Raw genomic sequence first — 19,204 nt, 5'->3', positions numbered from 1 at the left:
TCGCGCCGTGGCACGACGACGACGTCCCCGTTCCGTGGAGGGCATGGCCCTCTGGCCCGGCGCCGGCTCGGCGTCCGACCAGCCCGGCCTGGTCGCGATCGACGAGGGCGTGGCGCCCCTGCCGGTCGCCCGCATCGACTTCCCGTACCGGCGCGAAGGCCGGCGGGCGCCCGACCGTGCGCCGAAGCTCATGGCGTCGGTCCGCGACGAGGTGGCGGCGCTGTGCGAGCGGTGGGGGACGACGTCGGAGCACCTCGTCCTCGGCGGCCGGTCGATGGGCGGGCGCATCTGCTCGATGGTGGCGGCCGGCGCCGCCGACCTCGACCCGTTGCCCGTCGCCGGGCTGGTGCTGATGAGCTATCCGCTGCACCCGCCCGGGAAGCCGGAGAACCTCAGGACCGCGCACCTGCCCGACCTGCGGGTGCCCGTGCTGTTCGTCAGCGGCGACCGGGACGCCTTCGGGACGCCCGACGAGCTCGCCGAGGCGCAGGCGCTGATCCCCGGCCCGGTCACGTCGGTGACGTTGGCCGGCAAGGGCCACGACCTCAAGCGCGCCGACCCCGACGTCGTCGCCGCGATCCGGGACTGGCTCGGCCCTCGGAACCTCCCCGCCTGACCCCATCCTGCGTTCTGGCTGTCGAACTCCCGGCCAGGACCGGGAGTTCGACAGCCAGAACGGCGGGCGCGGCGGCGTCAGTCGGCGCGGTTGAGGTCCTCGAGCTCGCGGCCGCGGGTCTCGGGGACCGCGAGCGCGAGCCCCGCGGCGACGAGCGGTCCGAGCGCCAGCAGCGCGAACGTCGGCCCGTAGCCGTTCGCGTCGACGCCGATCCCCGCGAGCAGCAGGCCGATCACGCTGCCGGTGACGGCGAGGACGTTGAGCGCACCCCGGGCCCCGCCGCGCCGCGCGGTCGGGAACAGCTCGGGCGCGAGCACGCCCAGCGGTGCGACGGTCAGCGTGCCGAGCACGGCGGCGGCCAGCGCGCTGATCCACATGGGGGCGCCCGACACGGCGAAGAAGATGGCGGTGAACACGCCCAGGGCGACCAGGCCGGGCACGAGCGCCCACCGTCGACCGCGGGTGTCGGCGATCCGGCCGCCGACCAGCACGCCCAGCCCCGCCGGCGTGCCCGTCAGCACGGTGAAGATCGTGATCGTGAGGCCGTCGAAGCCCCGGTCGGCGCGCAGGTAGTCGTTCTGCAGCTGCGAGAACGGGGCGATGAACAGGTTCAGCAGGAGGAACAGCGCTGCGAGCAGGACGAACCGGCTCCCACGGATGCGCGTGGACTCGACCGGGATCGGCTCGACGGGGGTCGACTCGAACGGGGTCGGCTCGATGAGGGCGGGTTCGACCAGGGCCGGCTCGTGCGCGCCGCGGCCGTCATCGCGGTCCGGGCGGCGGCCGAGGAGCTGGAAGCGGCCGCTCTCCTTCAGCGTCCGGGACCCGCTCACCACGAGCGGCACGGTGATCAGCGACAGCGCGAACACCAGCCGCCAGCCCCAGTCGCTGATGTCCGCGAGCGGCAGCGCGACGACGACCACGCCCGTGCCGAGCCCGTAGGCCATGGCGCCGAGCCCGGCCGCCATGGCCCGGGACCCGGCGGGCAGCTCCTCGACGCAGATCGTGTCGACCGCGAGCAGGCCGGCCACGGCCAGGTTCCTCGAGACGGCCTGCAGCACGGTGAGCGCCGCCAGGCCGGGGACGAGCGCGGTCGCGGCCGAGAGCGCGATCGCGATCCCGAACGACCAGAGCGCGATCCGGCGCCGGCCGAACCGGTCGGCCTGGAACATCATCACCGCCGTCAGGACGGCACCGATGCGGACGAGGGCGAAGATGGCCGCCTGCTGGCCGGAGCTGCCGTCGCCGATGTCGGCGCTGGCGAAGGTCAGGACCTGGGTGAGCTGCCCGTACAGGAGCCCGGCGACGAGGCTGAACAGCGCCATCGTGGCCGTGGCACGGGCCTGGCGAACCGAGAGCCGGTCGGGGAACAGCCACCACGGTCGGGCCCCGAGGGTGATCCCGTCGCGCAGCGCCCGACGGACGAACGGCGCGTAGATCCAGCCCCAGTACGGGAACCCGAGCCGCCACTCGACGCGCTGCTCGACGACCACGCCCGTCCCGTCCGGGCGCCAGTCCACCCGGCGCTCGTAGGTGGTGAAGGGTCCGGCGTCGGCCGCGAACGAACGGCTCCCCGACGGCGGGTCCGGGCCGTCGTCGAGTTCGTCGTCGGCGCGCTCGCGGACCAGCAGGTCGTCGCGGGGTCGGAGGCGCTCGACGAGCGACTCGGCCGGTCCTCGCCACTCGTCGGAGATGCTGCCCACGACCCTCCCGCGGTCGGCTCACCCGGCGACCGGCCCCGTGCGTCGGCGGAGCATACCGGCCGTGTTCACGGGGACCGCTCGGCTGCGTGCGAGAGTGTGGGCCGTGAGCCGTCTGCTGGTGCGACCGGGTGAGACCTTCCGTGGCGAGGTCACGATCTCGGGGGCGAAGAACTCCGCGCTCAAGCTGATGGCGGCGAGCGTGCTGGCCGAGGGCCGGTACGTGCTGCGCAACGTGCCCGACATCGCGGACGTCGGGATCATGGGCCGCCTCCTCGAGGCGATGGGCATGTCGGTGCGGCGGCGCGAGGACGCCGCGCTCGAGATCGTGCGGGGCCCGGCGCTCGTCGCGGAGGCGCCGTACGAGCTGGTCGAGCGCATGCGTGCCTCGACCGCCGTGCTGGGCCCGCTGCTGTCGGCGGTCGGCGAGGCCCGCGTCGCCCTGCCCGGCGGCGACGACTTCGGGTCCCGACCGATCGACATGCACCTGGCCTCGCTCGAGGCGCTCGGTGCGACGTTCGAGCTGAGCCACGGGATGATCGAGGGCCGGGCCGGACGGCTCGTCGGCTGCGAGGTCGTGCTCGAGTACCCGAGCGTCGGGGCGACCGAGAACCTGCTGATGGCCGGCGCGACGGCGCAGGGCACGACCACGGTCCGCAACGCGGCGCGGGAGCCCGAGATCTCGGACCTCGCCGCCTTCCTCAACCGCATGGGCGCCCGGGTCCTCGGCGCGGGCAGCCCGACGATCGTGATCGAGGGCGTGGACGAGCTGCGGGCGGTGGAGCACACCGTCGTGCCCGACCGGGTCGAGGCCGCCACCTTCCTCGCCGCGCTGGCCACGGCCGGGGGCGAGGTGACGCTGCGCGGGGCCCGGGCCGACCACCTCGACCTGCTGATCGAGAAGATGGGCCGCATGGGGCTGCGGATCTCGCCCGAGGCCGACGGGATCTGGGCCATGGCCTCGGGGCGGCCCCGTCCGGTCGACGTCGCCACCCTCCCGTACCCGGGCATCGCGACGGACTTCCTGCCGATGCTGGTGGCGGTCATGTGCCTGGCCGACGGCACCAGCTACGCGACCGAGAACGTGTTCGCCGGCCGGTTCCGCTACGTCGGCGAGCTGGCCCGCATGGGCGCCCAGATCCGGGTCGAGGGCCACCACCTCGTGGTCGACGGCTCGGCCCGCCTCTCGGGCGCGCCGGTGCGGGCGGTCGACATCCGGGCCGGCGCCGCCATGGTCATCGCCGCGCTGGCGGCCGACGGCGAGACGACGATCCACGACGCCGGCCACATCGACCGTGGCTACGAGCGGTTCGTCGACAAGCTGCAGGGGCTCGGCGCCGACGTCACCCGCCTGGACTGACCGCCCTCGCCCGCTCTGTCACGGCTCACGGTGCCGAACGGCACCTCCAGCCGTGACAGAGCAGGGAACAGGGGGCGCCGGGGGCCTGTTGGGGAAGTTGACGGCGACCCATCTACGCTGGGACGTCGTCCCGACCACGAGCGGAACGCCAGGAGCCACAGCGTGCAGGAGAAGGTCGAAGAGGTCATCGAGATCATCCGCCCGGCCATCCAGGCCGACGGCGGTGACATCAACCTGCTCGACGTCGACCAGGACTCGGGCGTGGTGACCGTGGAGCTGACCGGCGCCTGCGTCAGCTGCCCCGCCTCGACCGTGACGATGAAGGCCGGGATCGAGCGCATCATGAAGGATCGGGTGCCGGGCGTGACCGCCGTCGTGCAGCCCGAGAGCGAGATCGAGCTCGGCACCGCCGTCTCGCTCTGATCGATCGGGACCCCGTGGGAGCGTTGCGCGACGCGCCCCCCGCAGCGCTGCTGTCCTCGGCCCGCGACGGCGACCGCGCCGCGCTGGCCCGCATGCTCTCGCTCGTCGAGCGCGGCGGTGAGGGCGCCCGGGCGGTGGCCCGCACGGTGTTCCCGGAGGCGGGTCGGGCCCACACGATCGGCATCACCGGTGCCCCCGGGGCCGGGAAGTCGTCGCTGACCAGCGCCCTGTGCCGGACGATGCGCGACGCCGGCGAGAAGGTCGCGGTCCTCGCCGTCGACCCGTCCTCGCCGTTCTCCGGCGGCGCGATCCTCGGCGACCGCGTGCGCATGGGCGACCACACGCTCGACGACGGGGTCTACATCCGGTCGATGGCCACCCGCGGCCACCTGGGCGGTCTGTCGCTCGCCACGCCCGAGGCGGTCCGCGTGCTCGACGCGGTGGGCTACGAGTGGGTCGTGGTCGAGACCGTCGGCGTCGGCCAGGTCGAGGTCGAGGTCGCCGGCGCGGCCGACACGACCGTCGTCGTGGTGAACCCGGGGTGGGGCGACGCGGTCCAGGCCAACAAGGCCGGGCTGATGGAGATCGCCGACGTGTTCGTGATCAACAAGGCCGACCGGGCCGGCGCGGGCGACACCCGCCGCGACCTCGAGAACATGTTGTCGCTCGGCGCCCGTCGCGAGCTCCCGCCCGCGGTGCTGGAGACCGTCGCGACGACCGGCCGCGGCGTCGCCGAGCTGTGGGCCGCGCTGCAGGAGCACCGGCGCCTGGTCACGGAGTCGGGGGTGCTGGCCCGTCGGCGCGCCGCCCGCGCCGACGAGGAGCTCCGCGACGTCGTGACCGCCCGCCTGACCGAGCGCGCCGCGGCGCTGTGCGACGGTCAGGCCTGGGACGACGCCCGCCGGGCGGTGCTCGACGGGTCGCTCGACCCGTGGGCCGCCGCAGACCGCCTCCTCGACTGATCCCGGACCTCCCGGATCACGCCGAGGTCGGCGTGCAGTCCTGGCAGGTGCCGACGAGGTCGAGCCGGTGGTGCTGGACGGTGAAGCCGGTCGAGCTGGCGGCGTCGTCGAGCGCGCCGTGCAGGTTCTGCTCCAGCTCCTCGCTCGCCACGAAGTCCTCGACGCGCCCGCAGCGCGTGCAGACGAGGTGGTGGTGGTGGTGCGTCAGGTCCTCGGCCAGCTCGAAGTGGCTGTACTCGTCGCCGGCGACGATCCGGTAGACGACGCCCGCGTCGATCAGCTCGGTGAGGTTCCGGTAGGCGCTGCTCTGGGCGAGCGACTCGGCCTGCTCGAGGATCTCGGGGATGGTCAGGGGTCGGTCGGAGGCGGCGAGGACGTCGACGACCTCGCGCCGTGACCGCGTGTAGCGGAGGCCGGCGGCGAGGAGCCGGTGCGACACCGTGGTGTGCAGCTCCTCCTGCTCGTGGTCGTGGTCCAGCCCGTCCGGCACCCGTCCGAGCGTAGCGGCGATCTTGGGAACGAGTGGGAACGCCTCGTCCCGGTACGGTCTCCGGACGTGGAGGGGACGGGGATCGGCGTGGGCCGGGCGAGCGTGCCCACGAACCTGCCGTCGGGGATCCGTCTGGGAGAGGTCGTGGGCGTGGGGGCGACGTCGACCGTGTGGCGCGCCCGGGACCGGCGCCGGGGTCGCGACCTGGCGGTGAAGGTGCTGGCGGTGCCCGCGGGCGGCGAGGCACGTGAGCGGACGGTCGCCCGCTTCGAGCACGAGACCCGCGCGCTGGCCCGCCTGGCCGACGCGCCCCACGTCCTGCCGCTGCTCACCGCCGGCTCCGACGGATCGTGCTGCTGGCTCGTCACGCCGCTGGCCGAGGCGGGCCTGTTCGAGCGGGCCCCGCTCGCGCTCGCCGACCTGCTCGACGTCGCGGCCGCGACCGCCGGCGCGCTCGAGGCTGCGCACGCCGCGCACGTGGTGCACGGGGACGTCACGCCGGCCAACGTGCTGTGGCTCGACGGGCGGCCGGTCCTCTCGGACTTCGGGCTCTCGGTGCTGCGCTCGGGCGAGGCCGGCCTCCGCACGGACGGCGCAGCCCCGGGGGACCCGGCCGCCCGCGGCGCGACGCCGGGGTGGGCCGCACCGGAGCGGTGGGACGGCGCGCCGCCGACCGAGGCCTCCGACGTCTACGGCTGGGGCGCCACGATCTGGACGGCCGGCGTCGGCGAGCGCCCGCCGGGGCACGACCCGCCGCCGGTCGGCCTCCTGCCGCGGGGCATCGACGCGATCGTGCGGGCGTGCTGCGAACCCACGCCGCGACGTCGGCCCTCGGCGGCCGAGGTGCGGGCGATGGTGGCGGGGGAGGTGCGACGGCGCGACCGGTACTGTCCGGAGCCATGACCGACCCGAGCGCCGACGCCCCCACCGAGCCTGCACCCCTCGTCCGCCACGAGCGCACCGACGACGGCGTCGACGTGGTCACGCTGCAGCACGGCAAGGTGAACGCGCTGAGCGTCGAGGTGCTGGCCGAGCTGCGGTCGGTCGTCGGCGAGCTCGCTGCCGCAGGCGCCCGGGCGGTCGTGGTCTCGGGCGGCCCGAAGGTCTTCGCCGCGGGCGCCGACATCACCCAGTTCGCCGAGCGGGGCGGCGAGGAGCCGTTCGAGATCGCGCCGTCGGACCGGGTGGCCGAGATCGGGGCCGGGTTCCTGCACGCCCTGAACGACCTCGCCGCGCTGCCGTGCCCGACGATCGCCGCTATCGACGGCGTGGCGCTCGGCGGCGGCTGCGAGCTGGCGCTGGCGTGCGACTTCCGGGTCGCGTCGACCCGGGCCCGCTTCGGTCAGCCGGAGATCCTGCTCGGCATCATCCCCGGCGGCGGTGGCACGCAGCGCCTCGCCCGCCTCGTCGGCCCGGCGCGCGCCAAGGACCTCGTGTTCACGGGCCGGACGATCGACGCCGAGGAGGCGCTGGCCATCGGGCTCGTCGACGCCGTCGCCCCCGAGGACGCGCTGAGCCTCGCGCTCGAGCGTGCCGGCGCCTTCGCCCGCGGCCCCCGCGAGGCGCTCGCCCTCGCCAAGGTGGCGGTGGACGGCGGCCTCGAGGGCTCGCTCGACGAGGGCCTGGTGCTGGAGCAGCGCCGGTTCGTCGACTCGTTCGGCACCGCCGACGCGCAGGTCGGGGTCCGGTCGTTCCTGCGGGACGGCCCGGGCAAGGCCGAGTTCGCATAGCGGCGGGGAGCGGAGGTGCCGCGCCTCGCCGCGGTGTCGCGCCGGCGTCAGCCGGCCCAGGCGACGTGGCCCAGCTCCAGCGGGTCGTCGACCAGCCCGCTGCAGGGCACGACGCGGACGGTCACGCCCATCCGCCCGGCGACGACGATCGGCGCCTCGCCGGCGAACGTGCGGTGCGCGTCGTCGGTCGGCCCCTCGTCGGACATCGCCACGACGATCGGGTCCTCGAGCTCGCCGGACTGGCCGACGCGGCCGGCGACGAGCTGGACCTCGACCTCGTCCGGCTCCAGCTCGCCGAGCGCGACCTTGGCGGTCACGCGGCGGGTGCCGCCGAGGTCGGCGATGGCGTCGTCGACGTCGACGTCGTCCACGTGGACCTGGTGCCACGACGCGTCGAGGCGCGAGCGGAACGCCGCCAGCTCCTTGGCGCCGCGGTGGTGGTCGGCCGACAGCTCGTCCGCTCGTGCGGCGGCGGGCACGTAGAGGCCGTCGACGTAGTCGCGCACCATCCGGTGGGCGCTGACGAACGGCGCCAGCGTGCGCAGCGACTCCTTCATGATCGCCACCCACGCCCTGGGGGCGGAGCCGTCGGCACCGGAGTGGTAGGTCGGCACGATCTGGGTCTCGAGGATGTCGAACAGGCTGTTGGCCTCGAGCTCGGCCCGGCGGGACTCGTCCTCGACCGCCTCGGCGGACGAGATCGCCCACCCGTTCGGGCCGTCGACCCCGCTCGACCCGCCGCCCTGGGGCGAGCCGCCCCGGAAGCACTCGGCCCACCAGCCGTCGAGCACCGAGCAGTGCATCGCACCGTTCATCACGGCCTTCATGCCGCTCGTGCCCGAGGCCTCCATCGGCCGCACCGGGGTGTTGAGCCAGATGTCGGCGCCCTGCACGAGCGAGCGGGCGAGCGCCATGTCGTAGTCCTCGACGAAGACGAAGCTCGTCCGGACGTCGAGGTCGTGGGAGAAGGCGACGATCTGGCGGATGAGCTCCTTGCCGTTGTCGTCGGCGGGGTGCGCCTTGCCGGCGAACACGAACTGGATCGGCCGCTCGGCGTCGGCCAGCAGGGCCCGGAGGCGGTCGGACTGGCTCAGCAGGAGCGCGGCCCGCTTGTAGGTGGCGAACCGGCGGGCGAAGCAGATCGTGAGGGCGTCGGGGTCGAGCGCGTCGTCGACCCAGGCCATCTCGGACGGCGACCGTCCGAGCGACAGGCCGGAGCCCCGGAGCCGCTCGCGCACGTGCTCGACGAGCCGGACCTTGGCGGCGCGGTGGGCCTGCCACAGCCGGTCGTCGTCGACCGACGTGATCGCGTCCCACGCCGCCTGGTCGGCCCACTGCCAGTCGCTGCCGACCTGGTCGTCGAACAGCTCCGACATCTCGGGCGAGACCCACGTCGAGCCGTGCACGCCGTTGGTGATGTGGCCGACGGGGGTCTCGGCCTCGGGGACGCCGGGCCACAGGTCGTGGAACATCTCGCGGCTGACCTCGCCGTGCAGCGCGGACACGCCGTTGCGGCGCTCGGCCAGGCGCATGCCCATGACCGCCATGTTGAAGCGGTCGTCGGGTTCGTCCTGCGGGCGGTGCCCGAGCGCCATCAGGTCGTCCAGCCCGATGCCGCACTCGGCGGCCCACCCGGAGAAGTAGCGCTCGATGAGCTCACGGGGGAACTGGTCGATGCCGGCCGGCACCGGCGTGTGCGTGGTGAAGACCGCACCGGCGCGCACCGCCTCGAGCGCCTGCGGGAAGGTGAGCCCGTCGCGCTGCATGAGCGTCCGGATCCGCTCGAGGCCGAGGAAGCCGGCGTGGCCCTCGTTCGTGTGGAAGACGTGGGCCGGGACCCCGAGCGCCTCGAGGGCGCGGACGCCCCCGATGCCGAGCAGGATCTCCTGGCGCAGCCGGTGCTCGACGTCGCCGCCGTAGAGGCGGTCGGTGACCAGCTGCAGGTCGTGCGGGTTCTCCTCGATGTCGGCGTCGAGCAGGTAGAGCGGCGTCCGGCCGATCGTCGCCCGCCACACCTGCGCGACGAGCGTCTGGTCGGCGAGGTCGACCGAGATGCGCACGCCGTCGCACAGGTCGAGCGCCATCGCGTACGGGTCGAGGTCGGGGAACCGCTCCTGCTGCCAGCCGTCGACGGTCAGCGACTGGCGGAAGTAGCCGTGTCGGTAGAACAGGCCGATGGCGACGAGCGGCACGCCGAGGTCCGACGAGGCCTTGAGGTGGTCGCCGGCCAGGACGCCGAGGCCGCCCGAGTACTGCGGCACCGCCTCGGTGATGCCGAACTCCGGCGAGAAGTAGGCGACGACGCCGCCGTCGAGCGCGGACTCGCCGCCGACGGTCGGGATGCGCCCGTCGGCGAGGCCCTGCTGGAACCAGCGGGGGAGCGAGCCGTAGGCGTCGAGCGCCGCGGTCACCGAGGTCAGCTTCTCGAGGAAGGCGGGATCGGCGGCGAGCTCGTCGAGGCGGGCGGGCGTCACCTCGGCCAGGACGCGGCGGGGGTCGTGGCCGCCCTCGTCCCAGATGCGGGGGTCGATGCTCGTGAACAGCTCCCGGGTCGGTCGGTCCCAGGACCAGCGGAGGTTGCTGGCCAGCCGATCGAGGGGGGCGAGGACCTCCGGCAGGCGCGGCCGGACGGTGAAGGAACGCAGCGCTTTCACGCGGGGGAGGGTAGTGCGGGTCCCCGCGCCCTCCGTCGGGGGTGAGGGCCGTTTCACATGACGTTCACGGCTCGCGGCCCCGTCCGTGGCCGATGCTGAGACCGCTGCCGGGGCCCGGGGGAGACCGCTGCAGCGCCCCCGGTACCCTGGGTCACCGCATGTCACCTCGCCCCCGACCCGCGCCTGCAGGGCACCCGCGCACCCGTCGCGCCGCGCCGGTGGTCGCGCTCGTGGCGGTGGTGGCGCTCGCCGTCCTCGGCTCGCTCGCCGCCGAGCCGGCCCGGGCCCAGGAGGGCCTCGGTGCTGCGGATCGGGGGGTCGACGTCGACCTGCAGGGGGTCGATCCGTCGACGACCACGATCCCCGACGGGTCCGCCACCGGCCGGCCCGACGCGAGCAACGCCGAGCCGTCGGGCCAGGTCGCGTACGTCACCGCCGACGGACGGGTGTGGATCGGGCAGGGCGATGCCGCGCCGGTCGAGGTGGCCCAGGGCGCGGCGATCGGCCGCGGCGGCCAGTCGGCCGTCGCGATCGCGCCGACCGCCGACCTCGTCGCCTTCGTCCGCTCCGACGGGTCGCTCGTGACCGTGCCGATCGACGGCGGCCCGCCGACCGTGCTCGCGACCGACGCGGTCACGAGCTCGCTCGGCCGGGACCCGTCGCTGGCGTGGGACGCGACCGGCACGACGATCGCCTACCTCGCGGTCGGGACGCAGGACATGGCGGCGCCCCGCTCGGCGGCGCGCCCGCCGCTGCAGGACCCGAACTCGTTCCCCGCCCCGCTGCCCACCGGCGTCCTCGGCAACGTCGTCAAGATCGTGTCCCGGGCGGGCGAGGCGGTGACGCGCCTCGGCGATCCGTCGCTGCGCTCCTACGTCGGGATCACCTGGTCGCCGGCCGACGACCTGCTCGTGCTGGAGTCGGTCATCCCCGGCACGACGCAGCGCTACACGCTCGTGGCCGCCACGTCGGGCACCGAGACGCCGACCTACTTCTCCGCCGACGACCCGGCCTTCGCCCCCGACGGGCGCTTCATCGTGGCCGTCGGCCCGGCCAAGGGCCGCCGGGAGCTCGTCCGCATCTCGACCGACACGCTCGACCGGACCACGCTCGTCACCGACGACACGATCTGCGCGCCGGCCGTGTCGCCGGACGGCACCCGCATCGTGTACGGCGCCGGGCGGGACTGCTCCCGGCTGATGCTGATCTCGTCGAAGGGCGGCAAGGCGCTGGACATCACGCCGGCCGGCACCCCCGACACGGCCACCTTCGGCGTCGCCCCGCCGGGGTGGACCACCGAGGGCCGGTGGATCACGCTCGCCCCGTGCCGCCGCGACGCCGGTCGGGTCGAGTGCGACGGCACGATCACCTTCCTCAACCCCGACTCGGGGCGGACCCGCCCCGGCCCGGACGCGTCGACGGTGGCGCCGCTCGTGCGCCCGCTGGTGCAGGACGTCTACCTCGACGTCGACCTGCGGGGCCCGATCGAGTTCAACCACTCGTTCGTGCTCGACCCGACGGTCCAGGGCCAGCTGACCGACACCGAGGGCGACGGCGGCCGGCTGAAGGGGCGGCTGGTCGACGGCGGCGCCGTGATGGAGGTCGACCTCCGGTCGTCGGGCGGCGAGTCGGTGTCGGGGCAGATCACGATCACCGACCCCGAGAGCGGCGTGGATCGCACGTTCATGGTGCTGGGCCGTCCCACCGTGCTGGGCGTGCGCGTCTTCTCGATCAGCGGGATCTGGATCTCCACTGCTGATCTGCCCTGGGCCACGGGTAGGTTCGACATGGCCGTGCGGCGGCGCTGACCGTCCTGCCGAGCCGGTGGGCGAGCCGGTCCGCCGATCGCCCCCGAACCACCCCCCCCACCGGAACGGAGACCCGATGCCGCGCTCCACGTCCCCCGGCCCCGCCACGACCGGTCGCATCACGTTCCGGGAGCTGGCGCCTCGCACACCCGGCGGGTACCCGGCGCGCGCCGTCGAGGGTGACCCGGTCACGGTCTCGGTCACGCTCGTCCGCGACGGCCACGGCGTGCTCGCCGGCCGCGTCCGCTGGCGGCGGGTCGGTCCCGGCGGCGCGGACGGCGGGAAGGCGGGCAAGGGGGCCAAGGCGGAGGCGTGGTCGACCGCGCCGCTGCGGGACCGCCAGGACGGCAGCGGGCGCTGGGACGCGACGATCGTCGTCGACGCGCCGGGCCGCTACGAGATCGAGGTGCAGGCGTGGCTCGACCGGTTCGCCACCTGGCGTCGGGACCTGCGCGAGCGGGCCGCGGCGGGCCAGGACCTCACGCTCGAGTTCGAGGTCGGCGCCCGTGCGATCGAGGCGCTCCTCCCCGAGGTGCCGAAGGGGTCCCGGCCGCGGCTGCAGGACGCGGTCGACGGCCTGCGCTCGACGACCTGCTCCGACCAGGTCCGGCTGGCCGCCGGGCTCGACGACGCGGTCGCCGCGCTGCTGGCGGGCGTGCCCGACCCCGTCGAGCTGACGAGCTCCGAGCGGCTGCCGCTGCGCGTCGACCGCGAGCGGGCCGTGTACGGCAGCTGGTACGAGCTGTTCCCCCGGTCCGAGGGCGGCTTCGTCGAGGGCTCCCGGATCTGGGACCGGCTTGAGGCGGTCGCCGCCGCGGGCTTCGACGTGCTGTACCTCCCCCCGGTGCACCCGATCGGGGTGACCAACCGCAAGGGCCGGAACAACACGCTCGTCGCCGGGCCCGACGACGTGGGCAGCCCGTGGGCCATCGGCCTCGCCTCGGAGCGCTCCGACGAGGGCGGCCACACCTCGCTGCACCCCGACCTGGGCACGTTCGACGACATCGACCGGTTCGTCGCCCGCGCCGCGGAGCTCGGCGTCGAGGTCGCGCTCGACATCGCGTTCCAGTGCAGCCCCGACCACCCCTGGGCCCGGGACCACCCGGAGTGGTTCACGCAGCTCCCCGACGGCTCGATCCGCTTCGCCGAGAACCCGCCGAAGAAGTACCAGGACATCTACCCGATCAACTTCTGGCCCGATCGCGAGGAGGACCGCGTCGCGCTGTGGGAGGCGTGCCGCGGGGTGTTCGAGTTCTGGGCCGAGCGCGGCATCCGCACGTTCAGGGTCGACAACCCGCACACCAAGCCGGTCGCGTTCTGGGCCTGGGTCATCCCGGAGCTGCTGGAGCGGTGGCCCGACCTGGTGCTGCTGGCCGAGGCGTTCACGCTGCCGGCGATGATGCACACGCTCGCCGAGGTCGGGTTCCAGCAGAGCTACACGTACTTCACCTGGCGGACCGCGGCGTGGGAGCTGCGGGAGTACGGCGAGGAGCTCGCGCACGGCCCGGCATCGGGGTACTTCCGCCCGAACTTCTGGCCCAACACCCCCGACATCCTGTCCGGGCCGCTGCGCGACGGGCCGCCCGCCGCCTTCCGCCTCAGGGCCCTCCTCGCGGCGACGATGTCGCCGAGCTGGGGCGTCTACTCCGGCTACGAGCTCTACGAGAACCGGCCGGCGTCGGACACAAACGAGGAGTACCTCGACTCGGAGAAGTACGAGATCAAGCGGCGCGACTGGGACCGGCCCGACTCGCTGATGCCGTTCCTCGCGCGGCTCAACCGGATCCGGCGGGCGCACCCGTCGCTGCACCGGATCGGCTCGATGCGGTTCCACGACGTGGACAACGACGACCTGCTCGTCTACTCGCACCACCGGCCTGCGACCGACGACGGCGAGCCGGCCGACACCGTCGTGTGCGTGGTCAACGTCAACCCGTACGAGGCGCGCGAGGCGACCGTGCACCTCGACCTCGGCGCGCTCGGTCTGGCCGACGGCGTCCCGTACCAGGTGCGCGACGAGCTGGACGGCACCACCTACACGTGGGGCGGACCGGCCAACTACGTGCTGCTCGACCCGGTCGAGCGCCCGGGTCACGTGCTGGCCGTCGTCCGGGACTGACGCCAGCCCGTCGACGACCGACCCGACGAACGACCGGCCCGTCGACGACCGCCCGACCCGCGACGCGGCGTCGCCCGCCCCCCGGGGACGGGGAGCGGGCGACGTCCGTGCGTCGGTGCGAGGACCGGTCAGGGCCGGAAGGTGATGACCTTCCCCGACGTGTTGACGTCGGTCGTGGCGTAGAGCCGGCCGTTCGACCACTCGAGCCCGGCCGGTTCGGTGACCTCGAGGACGGTGCGGGGACCGCCCTTGACGAGCTTCGAGATCTTGCCGCCGAACAGCTCCGCGACGTACACGGTCCCGTTCGGTGCCACGGCCAGGTTGGTGGCGCCGAGGAACCCGGTGCCGATCAGGGTCGCCCGACCGTTGCGGGGGTCGACCTTGAACACGCCGCCCCGTGCGCCGAGGCTCGCGTCCTCGGGGCCGCCGGGCAGCGACGAGACGTACAGCCCGCCGGGGCCGAACTCGACGTCGGTGGGCACGGGCTCGAAGTTGAACGTGAGCCCCACCGCGCACTCGGGCAGGCCGGCGCCCGCGGCCGCCTCGGCGGTGACCACCTCGGGCCGCGGCGGCAGCACCGACACGGTCCGGATCTTGCCCGACCACTCGACGAACAGGATCGTGTTGCCGCCGGCGTCGGCGACGTACGCGCCCCACGGCGTGACCGCGAGCTCGTACGGGTTCGGGTTGACGTCACCCTTGTACGGGGCGAGCCCCGGCACGTCCGGCGGCAGCTGGGCGAGGCACTCCGGCGAGGCGCCCTGCAGGCCGTAGGTGTTCACCTGGTCGGGGTTCTTCGTCGCCTCGTAGGTGCCGAGGTCGGCGAGGTCGACCGTCTGCCCGCCCGGCAGGCGAAGCTTGAGGAACGCACCCTGCTCGCCGTTGCTCAGGTAGAGCAGCGTGCCGAACGGGCCACCGGCGACCCCGCCGGTGAAGCCGCCGGGCTCGGTGACCAGATCGGTGACCGATCCGCCGGACCGCACCTTGCTGATCGTGCCGGCGAAGGACTGCGAGACGAGGACGTCCGCACCCTTGTGGCCGCGCTGCACGTCGAGGTGCAGCGGTCCGATCAGCCCCTCTGCCAACGTGGTCGGTCCCTTGCCGCCGCCCGATCCGCCGTAGCCGCCACCCGCTGACGCGGTGCCGGTGCCGACCACCAGCGTGGCGGTCGCTGCGACCGCGGCGGCGGTGCCGACGAGGCGACGTCGCCATCGCGACCCCCCTGGTCCCGTGCCCGGTCGATGCGATCGACCTCGATGTGTCCCCAGCTGTCCATGTGTGCCCATGCGCAGGTCTCCTCCCTGAGATCGAAGTGCACGGTGTCGGGGTCCACCCTCCCCCCGAACGCGCCGGGGCAGAAGGGTGGAAACCTGTGTCACCCAGGGGTGCCAGCACCCCTGGTCCGAGCGCGGGAGCGCGCAGGTGCCGCCGATACGCTGGGTCGGACATGATGCAACCCCCCTCCACCGGCTCCCTCCCGATCGCGGACCCGAACTGGTTCCGACGGTCGATCTTCTACGAGGTGCTCGTCCGTGGCTTCTACGACGCCAACGGCGACGGCAACGGCGACCTCCGCGGGCTCACCGACAAGCTCGACTACCTGGAGTGGCTGGGCATCGACTGCCTCTGGCTGCTGCCCTTCTACTCGTCGCCGCTCAAGGACGGCGGCTACGACATCGCCGATTTCTACAGCGTCCACCCCGACTTCGGCACGACCGAGGACGCAGCCCGTCTGATCGACGAGGCGCACCGCCGCGGCATCCGCGTGATCGCCGACATGGTCGTGAACCACACGTCGGACCAGCACCCGTGGTTCCAGGAGTCCCGCCAGGACCGGACCAACCCCAAGGCCGACTGGTACGTGTGGGGCGACGACGACCAGCGGTGGTCCGAGGCGCGCATCATCTTCACCGACACCGAGGCGTCGAACTGGAGCTGGGACCCGGTCCGGGGGCAGTACTACTGGCACCGGTTCTTCCACCACCAGCCCGACCTCAACTACGACAACCCCGAGGTCCAGGACGCCATGCTCGACGTGGTGTCCCACTGGCTCGGACTGGGGCTCGACGGCTTCCGCCTCGACGCCGTGCCCTACCTGTTCGAGCGCGACGGGACCAACGGCGAGAACCTCCCCGAGACGCACGAGTACCTGCGCCGCCTCCGCAAGGAGGTCGACGACAAGTTCCCCGGGAAGGTGCTGCTCGCCGAGGCGAACCAGTGGCCGGAGGACGTCGTCGAGTACTTCGGCGACGGCGACGAGTGCCACATGTGCTTCCACTTCCCGCTGATGCCCCGCATGTTCATGAGCCTGCGGCGCGAGGAGTCGACCCCGGTCGCCGAGATCCTGGCCCGCATCCCGCGCATCCCCGACGGCTGCCAGTGGGGCATCTTCCTGCGGAACCACGACGAGCTGACGCTCGAGATGGTCACCGACGAGGAGCGGGACTACATGTACGCCGAGTACGCGCGGGACCCGCGCATGCGGCGCAACGTCGGCATCGCCCGACGCTTGTTCCCGCTGCTCGACAACGACCGCCGCCAGGCCGAGCTGCTGCACGCGCTGCTCTTCTCGATGCCGGGCACGCCGATCCTCTACTACGGCGACGAGATCGGCATGGGCGACAACATCTACCTGGGCGACCGCGACGGCGTGCGCACGCCGATGCAGTGGAACCCGGACCGCAACGGCGGCTTCTCGGCCGCCGACTTCGCGCAGCTGTACCTGCCCCCGCTCATGGACCCGGTCTACGGCTTCCAGGCCGTGAACATCGAGGCCGAGCGCCGCGACAGCGCGTCGTTCCTGAACTGGCTGCGCCACATCATCCACGTGCGCCAGCAGCACTCGATCTTCGGCCTCGGCGGCTTCGAGATCCTGGAGGTGTCGACGCCGTCGGTGTTCGCCTACCTGCGCACGCCGTACGAGGGCGCCGACGCGTCGGTGCGCCCGGTCCTGTGCGTGAACAACTTCTCGGGCTCGGCCCAGCCGGCCGAGCTGTTCCTGAGCCACCTCGCCGGGAGCGTGCCGGTGGAGCTGCTCGGCGGCGTCGCCTTCCCGCCGATCGGCGAGCTGCCGTACTTCGTCACGCTGCCGCCGTACGAGTTCCTCTGGTTCGAGCTCACCGAGCCCACCACCTGACGTCGCCCCGCCCGACGCCCCACTCCGGTTCTGTGATGCTCATCACGTCTGTTCCGACGCATCGAGCATCACAGAACGGGTCCTGGTGGGGGGTCACACGGCGTTCAGGTCGAGCGCGGCGATCTGGTCCGCGAGCCGCTGGGTGACGAAGGCCCGGCCCGGGGCCTCGTCGAAGTGCCGGCCGTCGCGCGGTCGCAGCTCGATGCCCTCGACGTGGGTCGGGCACGGCGTGGTCGGGCAGACGATCCGGTCGAAGCCGAGCGTGTCGACGCCGGGCACGGTCGCGCCCAGGTCGGTGAGCAGCGGGTTGACGAGCGCGGCGCGGCGGTTCACGTCGGGGTCCGCCTGCTTGGTCGCCCCGTCGACGATGTCGGGGATCGTCAGCAGCAGCACCCTGGCCCCGCCGGCGGTCAGCCGCTGCACGCTCTCGCCGTAGAGCCGGCGCAGCAGCGCGTCCGTCTCGGGCGTGCCCACCTGGTACCAGCGGCCGTCGACGACGCGATCGCCCGTCTCCCACGTCGAGAGCACGACGACGAGGTCGGGGCGCACCTCCCGCACGGCTCGGCGCTGGATGTCGGGGATCGCGGTGTTGCACGCGGTCGTGATGCTGAGCACGTTGCCCTGCGCGTCGGCCGGGTCGCCGGTCACCACCCCGCAGCCCGGAGCCGCCGAGGTGGCGAACGAGATGCCGCGGTCGTTGAGCGCCGCGCCGAGCGAGTCCTCCATGCTCGCCGCCACGCTGTCGCCCACGAGCAGCACGCGCGTGGGGTGCCGGGGCGGCGGGGTCGGCGGCGGCGCTGGCGTCGGGGCCGGCGCGGTCGGGGCCGGCAGGGTGGTGGGGACCGTGGTGGTCGTCGTCGTGGGCGCCTCCATCACGTCGACGTCGCCCGCCTCCCGCGGCTGGAGGTAGTCGGGCGGCGGCGGCAGGTCCCTCGTCACCCACAGGTCGCCGAGCACCAGCACCACCGCTGCGCAGGGGATCGCCACGCGGGCCTGCCGGGCCGTGATCCGGCCGCCGGTCCGGACCGGCATCTCGACCCAGCGGAACATGGCCGCGGCCGTCGCGAGCGTCACGCCGATGCGGAGCGCGAACAGCAGCGCGGTGTCGGCGCCCCCGCCGTCGAGCCCGGTGCGGGCCGGTGTCAGCCACAGGAACACCGGCCAGTGGAGGAGGTAGACGCCGTAGCTGATCCGCCCGAGCGCGACGACCGGTGCCACGGCCAGGACCGTCGACACGGGACCGGTCTGGACCGACGCCGCCACGAGGCCGGCGGTGCACGCCGCGGTGAGCAGCAGGCCCCACGGGTAGAGCCACGGGCTCGTGAGCTCGGCGACGTGGAAGAGCACGAGGAGCACCGCCGTGCCCGCGACGCCGGCCGCGACCGCCACCCGGCGGGCGGCGCCGTCGAACCGGACGCGCCGGAGCAGCCCGAACGCCAGCAGGACGCCGATCAGCAGCTCAGCGGCCCGGGTGTCGGTCCCGAAGTACGCACGGTCGATCGCGGTCCGGGCGACCACGCCGTTGGCGACGGCCGAGGCCACGGCCAGCCCCGCGAGCACGAGCGCGGCGGTCCGCAGCCGGGACCCGACCGCCGCGCCCCGGCGGCGCCCGATCGCAAGCACGCCCATGAGCAGCACCGGCAGCAGCAGGTAGAACTGCTGCTCGATCGCGAGGCTCCAGAAGTGCTCGAGGGGCGACGGCGGCGACTGCGATGCGCCGTAGCTCGTGCCCTGCGCGATGAAGTGCCAGTTGACCAGCTCGACGATCGCCCACGGCACGTCGCCGCGGAGGTCCCGCAGCTGCGACTCGTCCCAGGCCCCCAGGGCGCCCATCACGACGACGAGGCCCATCGTCAGCCACGACGCCGCGAGCAGCCGGCGGAACCGTCGCGACCAGAACCGGCGCAGGTCGATGCCGCCGCCCTCGTCGTCGGCCGTCGCGGCCCACTCGCGCAGCAGCAGCGAGGTGATCAGGAAGCCGGACAGCGTGAAGAAGACCGACACGCCGAGGAAGCCGCCGTCCAGGCCGCTGATCCCGCCGTGGAACAGCAGCACGGCGGCGACGGCGAAGGCCCGCAGGCCGTCGAGCGCCGGGACGTGCCCGAGCGGCTCCGGGGCCGGCCCGCCGGCGATGCGGGTCGTCGGACCCGCGGGATCGACCTGCACCTCCACGACGGTACCCGGGGCGGTCCCGGCGCCTCCGGCG

14 protein-coding genes are annotated in these 19,204 nt (G+C 73.9%); 9 read left to right on the top strand and 5 right to left on the bottom strand.

The features are described from left to right. The first annotated feature begins 43 nt into the window (after window positions 1-43). The gene (locus LH044_RS06385) at window positions 44-616 is read left to right on the top strand and encodes an alpha/beta hydrolase family protein (protein WP_227758967.1); all 573 of its coding nucleotides are present in this window, start codon (window positions 44-46) and stop codon (window positions 614-616) included. Window positions 617-693: 77 nt separating this feature from the next. On the opposite strand, the gene LH044_RS06380 is transcribed toward LH044_RS06385, so the two are convergent. Then, complete coding sequence (locus LH044_RS06380; RefSeq protein ID WP_227758966.1) at window positions 694-2,319, bottom strand: MFS transporter; 1,626 nt, start codon at window positions 2,317-2,319, stop codon at window positions 694-696. Between the two features lie 103 nt (window positions 2,320-2,422). Between LH044_RS06380 and murA the strand changes: the two genes are divergently transcribed. The 3 genes from murA (at window position 2,423) to meaB (ending at window position 5,061) form a co-directional block, all read left to right on the top strand. Beyond that, on the top strand, window positions 2,423-3,676 hold the full coding sequence (gene murA, locus LH044_RS06375; RefSeq protein WP_227758965.1) for a UDP-N-acetylglucosamine 1-carboxyvinyltransferase: 1,254 nt from the start codon (window positions 2,423-2,425) through the stop codon (window positions 3,674-3,676). Window positions 3,677-3,838: 162 nt separating this feature from the next. Next, entirely contained in the window at window positions 3,839-4,099 is a 261-nt protein-coding gene (locus LH044_RS06370; RefSeq protein ID WP_227758964.1) for a NifU family protein, read from the top strand. Window positions 4,100-4,113: 14 nt separating this feature from the next. Beyond that, a complete protein-coding gene (gene meaB, locus LH044_RS06365) occupies window positions 4,114-5,061 on the top strand; it encodes a methylmalonyl Co-A mutase-associated GTPase MeaB (RefSeq protein ID WP_227758963.1) in 948 nt (315 codons plus the stop codon). A gap of 16 nt (window positions 5,062-5,077) precedes the next feature. Here the strand turns inward: meaB and LH044_RS06360 are convergent, their stop codons facing one another. Then, complete coding sequence (locus tag LH044_RS06360; RefSeq protein WP_227758962.1) at window positions 5,078-5,551, bottom strand: Fur family transcriptional regulator; 474 nt, start codon at window positions 5,549-5,551, stop codon at window positions 5,078-5,080. A 66-nt stretch (window positions 5,552-5,617) separates the two neighbouring features. On the opposite strand from LH044_RS06360, the gene LH044_RS06355 reads away from it, so the two are divergent. Continuing rightward, window positions 5,618-6,454 (top strand): protein kinase domain-containing protein, encoded by an 837-nt coding sequence (locus LH044_RS06355; protein ID WP_227758961.1) that lies wholly within the window; start codon window positions 5,618-5,620, stop codon window positions 6,452-6,454. Beyond that, entirely contained in the window at window positions 6,451-7,281 is an 831-nt protein-coding gene (locus tag LH044_RS06350) for an enoyl-CoA hydratase/isomerase family protein (RefSeq protein ID WP_227758960.1), read from the top strand. Before LH044_RS06355 ends, LH044_RS06350 begins: the two co-directional genes overlap by 4 nt. 47 nt (window positions 7,282-7,328) lie before the next feature. Here the strand turns inward: LH044_RS06350 and glgP are convergent, their stop codons facing one another. Next, window positions 7,329-9,935 (bottom strand): alpha-glucan family phosphorylase, encoded by a 2,607-nt coding sequence (gene glgP, locus LH044_RS06345; protein WP_227758959.1) that lies wholly within the window; start codon window positions 9,933-9,935, stop codon window positions 7,329-7,331. A gap of 158 nt (window positions 9,936-10,093) precedes the next feature. Here glgP and LH044_RS06340 point away from each other — a divergent pair, with 158 nt between their 5' ends. Then, window positions 10,094-11,743, top strand: a complete 1,650-nt coding sequence (locus LH044_RS06340) for a TolB-like translocation protein (protein ID WP_227758958.1) — start codon at window positions 10,094-10,096, stop codon at window positions 11,741-11,743. 76 nt (window positions 11,744-11,819) lie between these two features. Next, on the top strand, window positions 11,820-13,862 hold the full coding sequence (locus tag LH044_RS06335) for an alpha-1,4-glucan--maltose-1-phosphate maltosyltransferase (protein WP_227758957.1): 2,043 nt from the start codon (window positions 11,820-11,822) through the stop codon (window positions 13,860-13,862). A gap of 128 nt (window positions 13,863-13,990) precedes the next feature. Here LH044_RS06335 and LH044_RS06330 read toward each other — a convergent pair whose 3' ends face one another. Further along, entirely contained in the window at window positions 13,991-15,019 is a 1,029-nt protein-coding gene (locus LH044_RS06330; RefSeq protein ID WP_227758956.1) for a ScyD/ScyE family protein, read from the bottom strand. Window positions 15,020-15,309: 290 nt separating this feature from the next. Between LH044_RS06330 and treS the strand changes: the two genes are divergently transcribed. After that, entirely contained in the window at window positions 15,310-16,998 is a 1,689-nt protein-coding gene (treS, locus tag LH044_RS06325) for a maltose alpha-D-glucosyltransferase (protein WP_227758955.1), read from the top strand. 93 nt (window positions 16,999-17,091) lie between these two features. On the opposite strand, the gene LH044_RS06320 is transcribed toward treS, so the two are convergent. Beyond that, the gene (locus LH044_RS06320) at window positions 17,092-19,164 is read right to left on the bottom strand and encodes an acyltransferase family protein (RefSeq protein WP_227758954.1); all 2,073 of its coding nucleotides are present in this window, start codon (window positions 19,162-19,164) and stop codon (window positions 17,092-17,094) included. Window positions 19,165-19,204: the final 40 nt, after the last annotated feature.

Origin of the sequence: Dermatobacter hominis (assembly GCF_020715685.1) — a bacterium.
In the GTDB taxonomy this organism is placed as follows: Bacteria; Actinomycetota; Acidimicrobiia; order Acidimicrobiales; family Microtrichaceae; genus Dermatobacter; species Dermatobacter hominis.
This window is presented reverse-complemented; position numbering and strand designations above follow the sequence as displayed.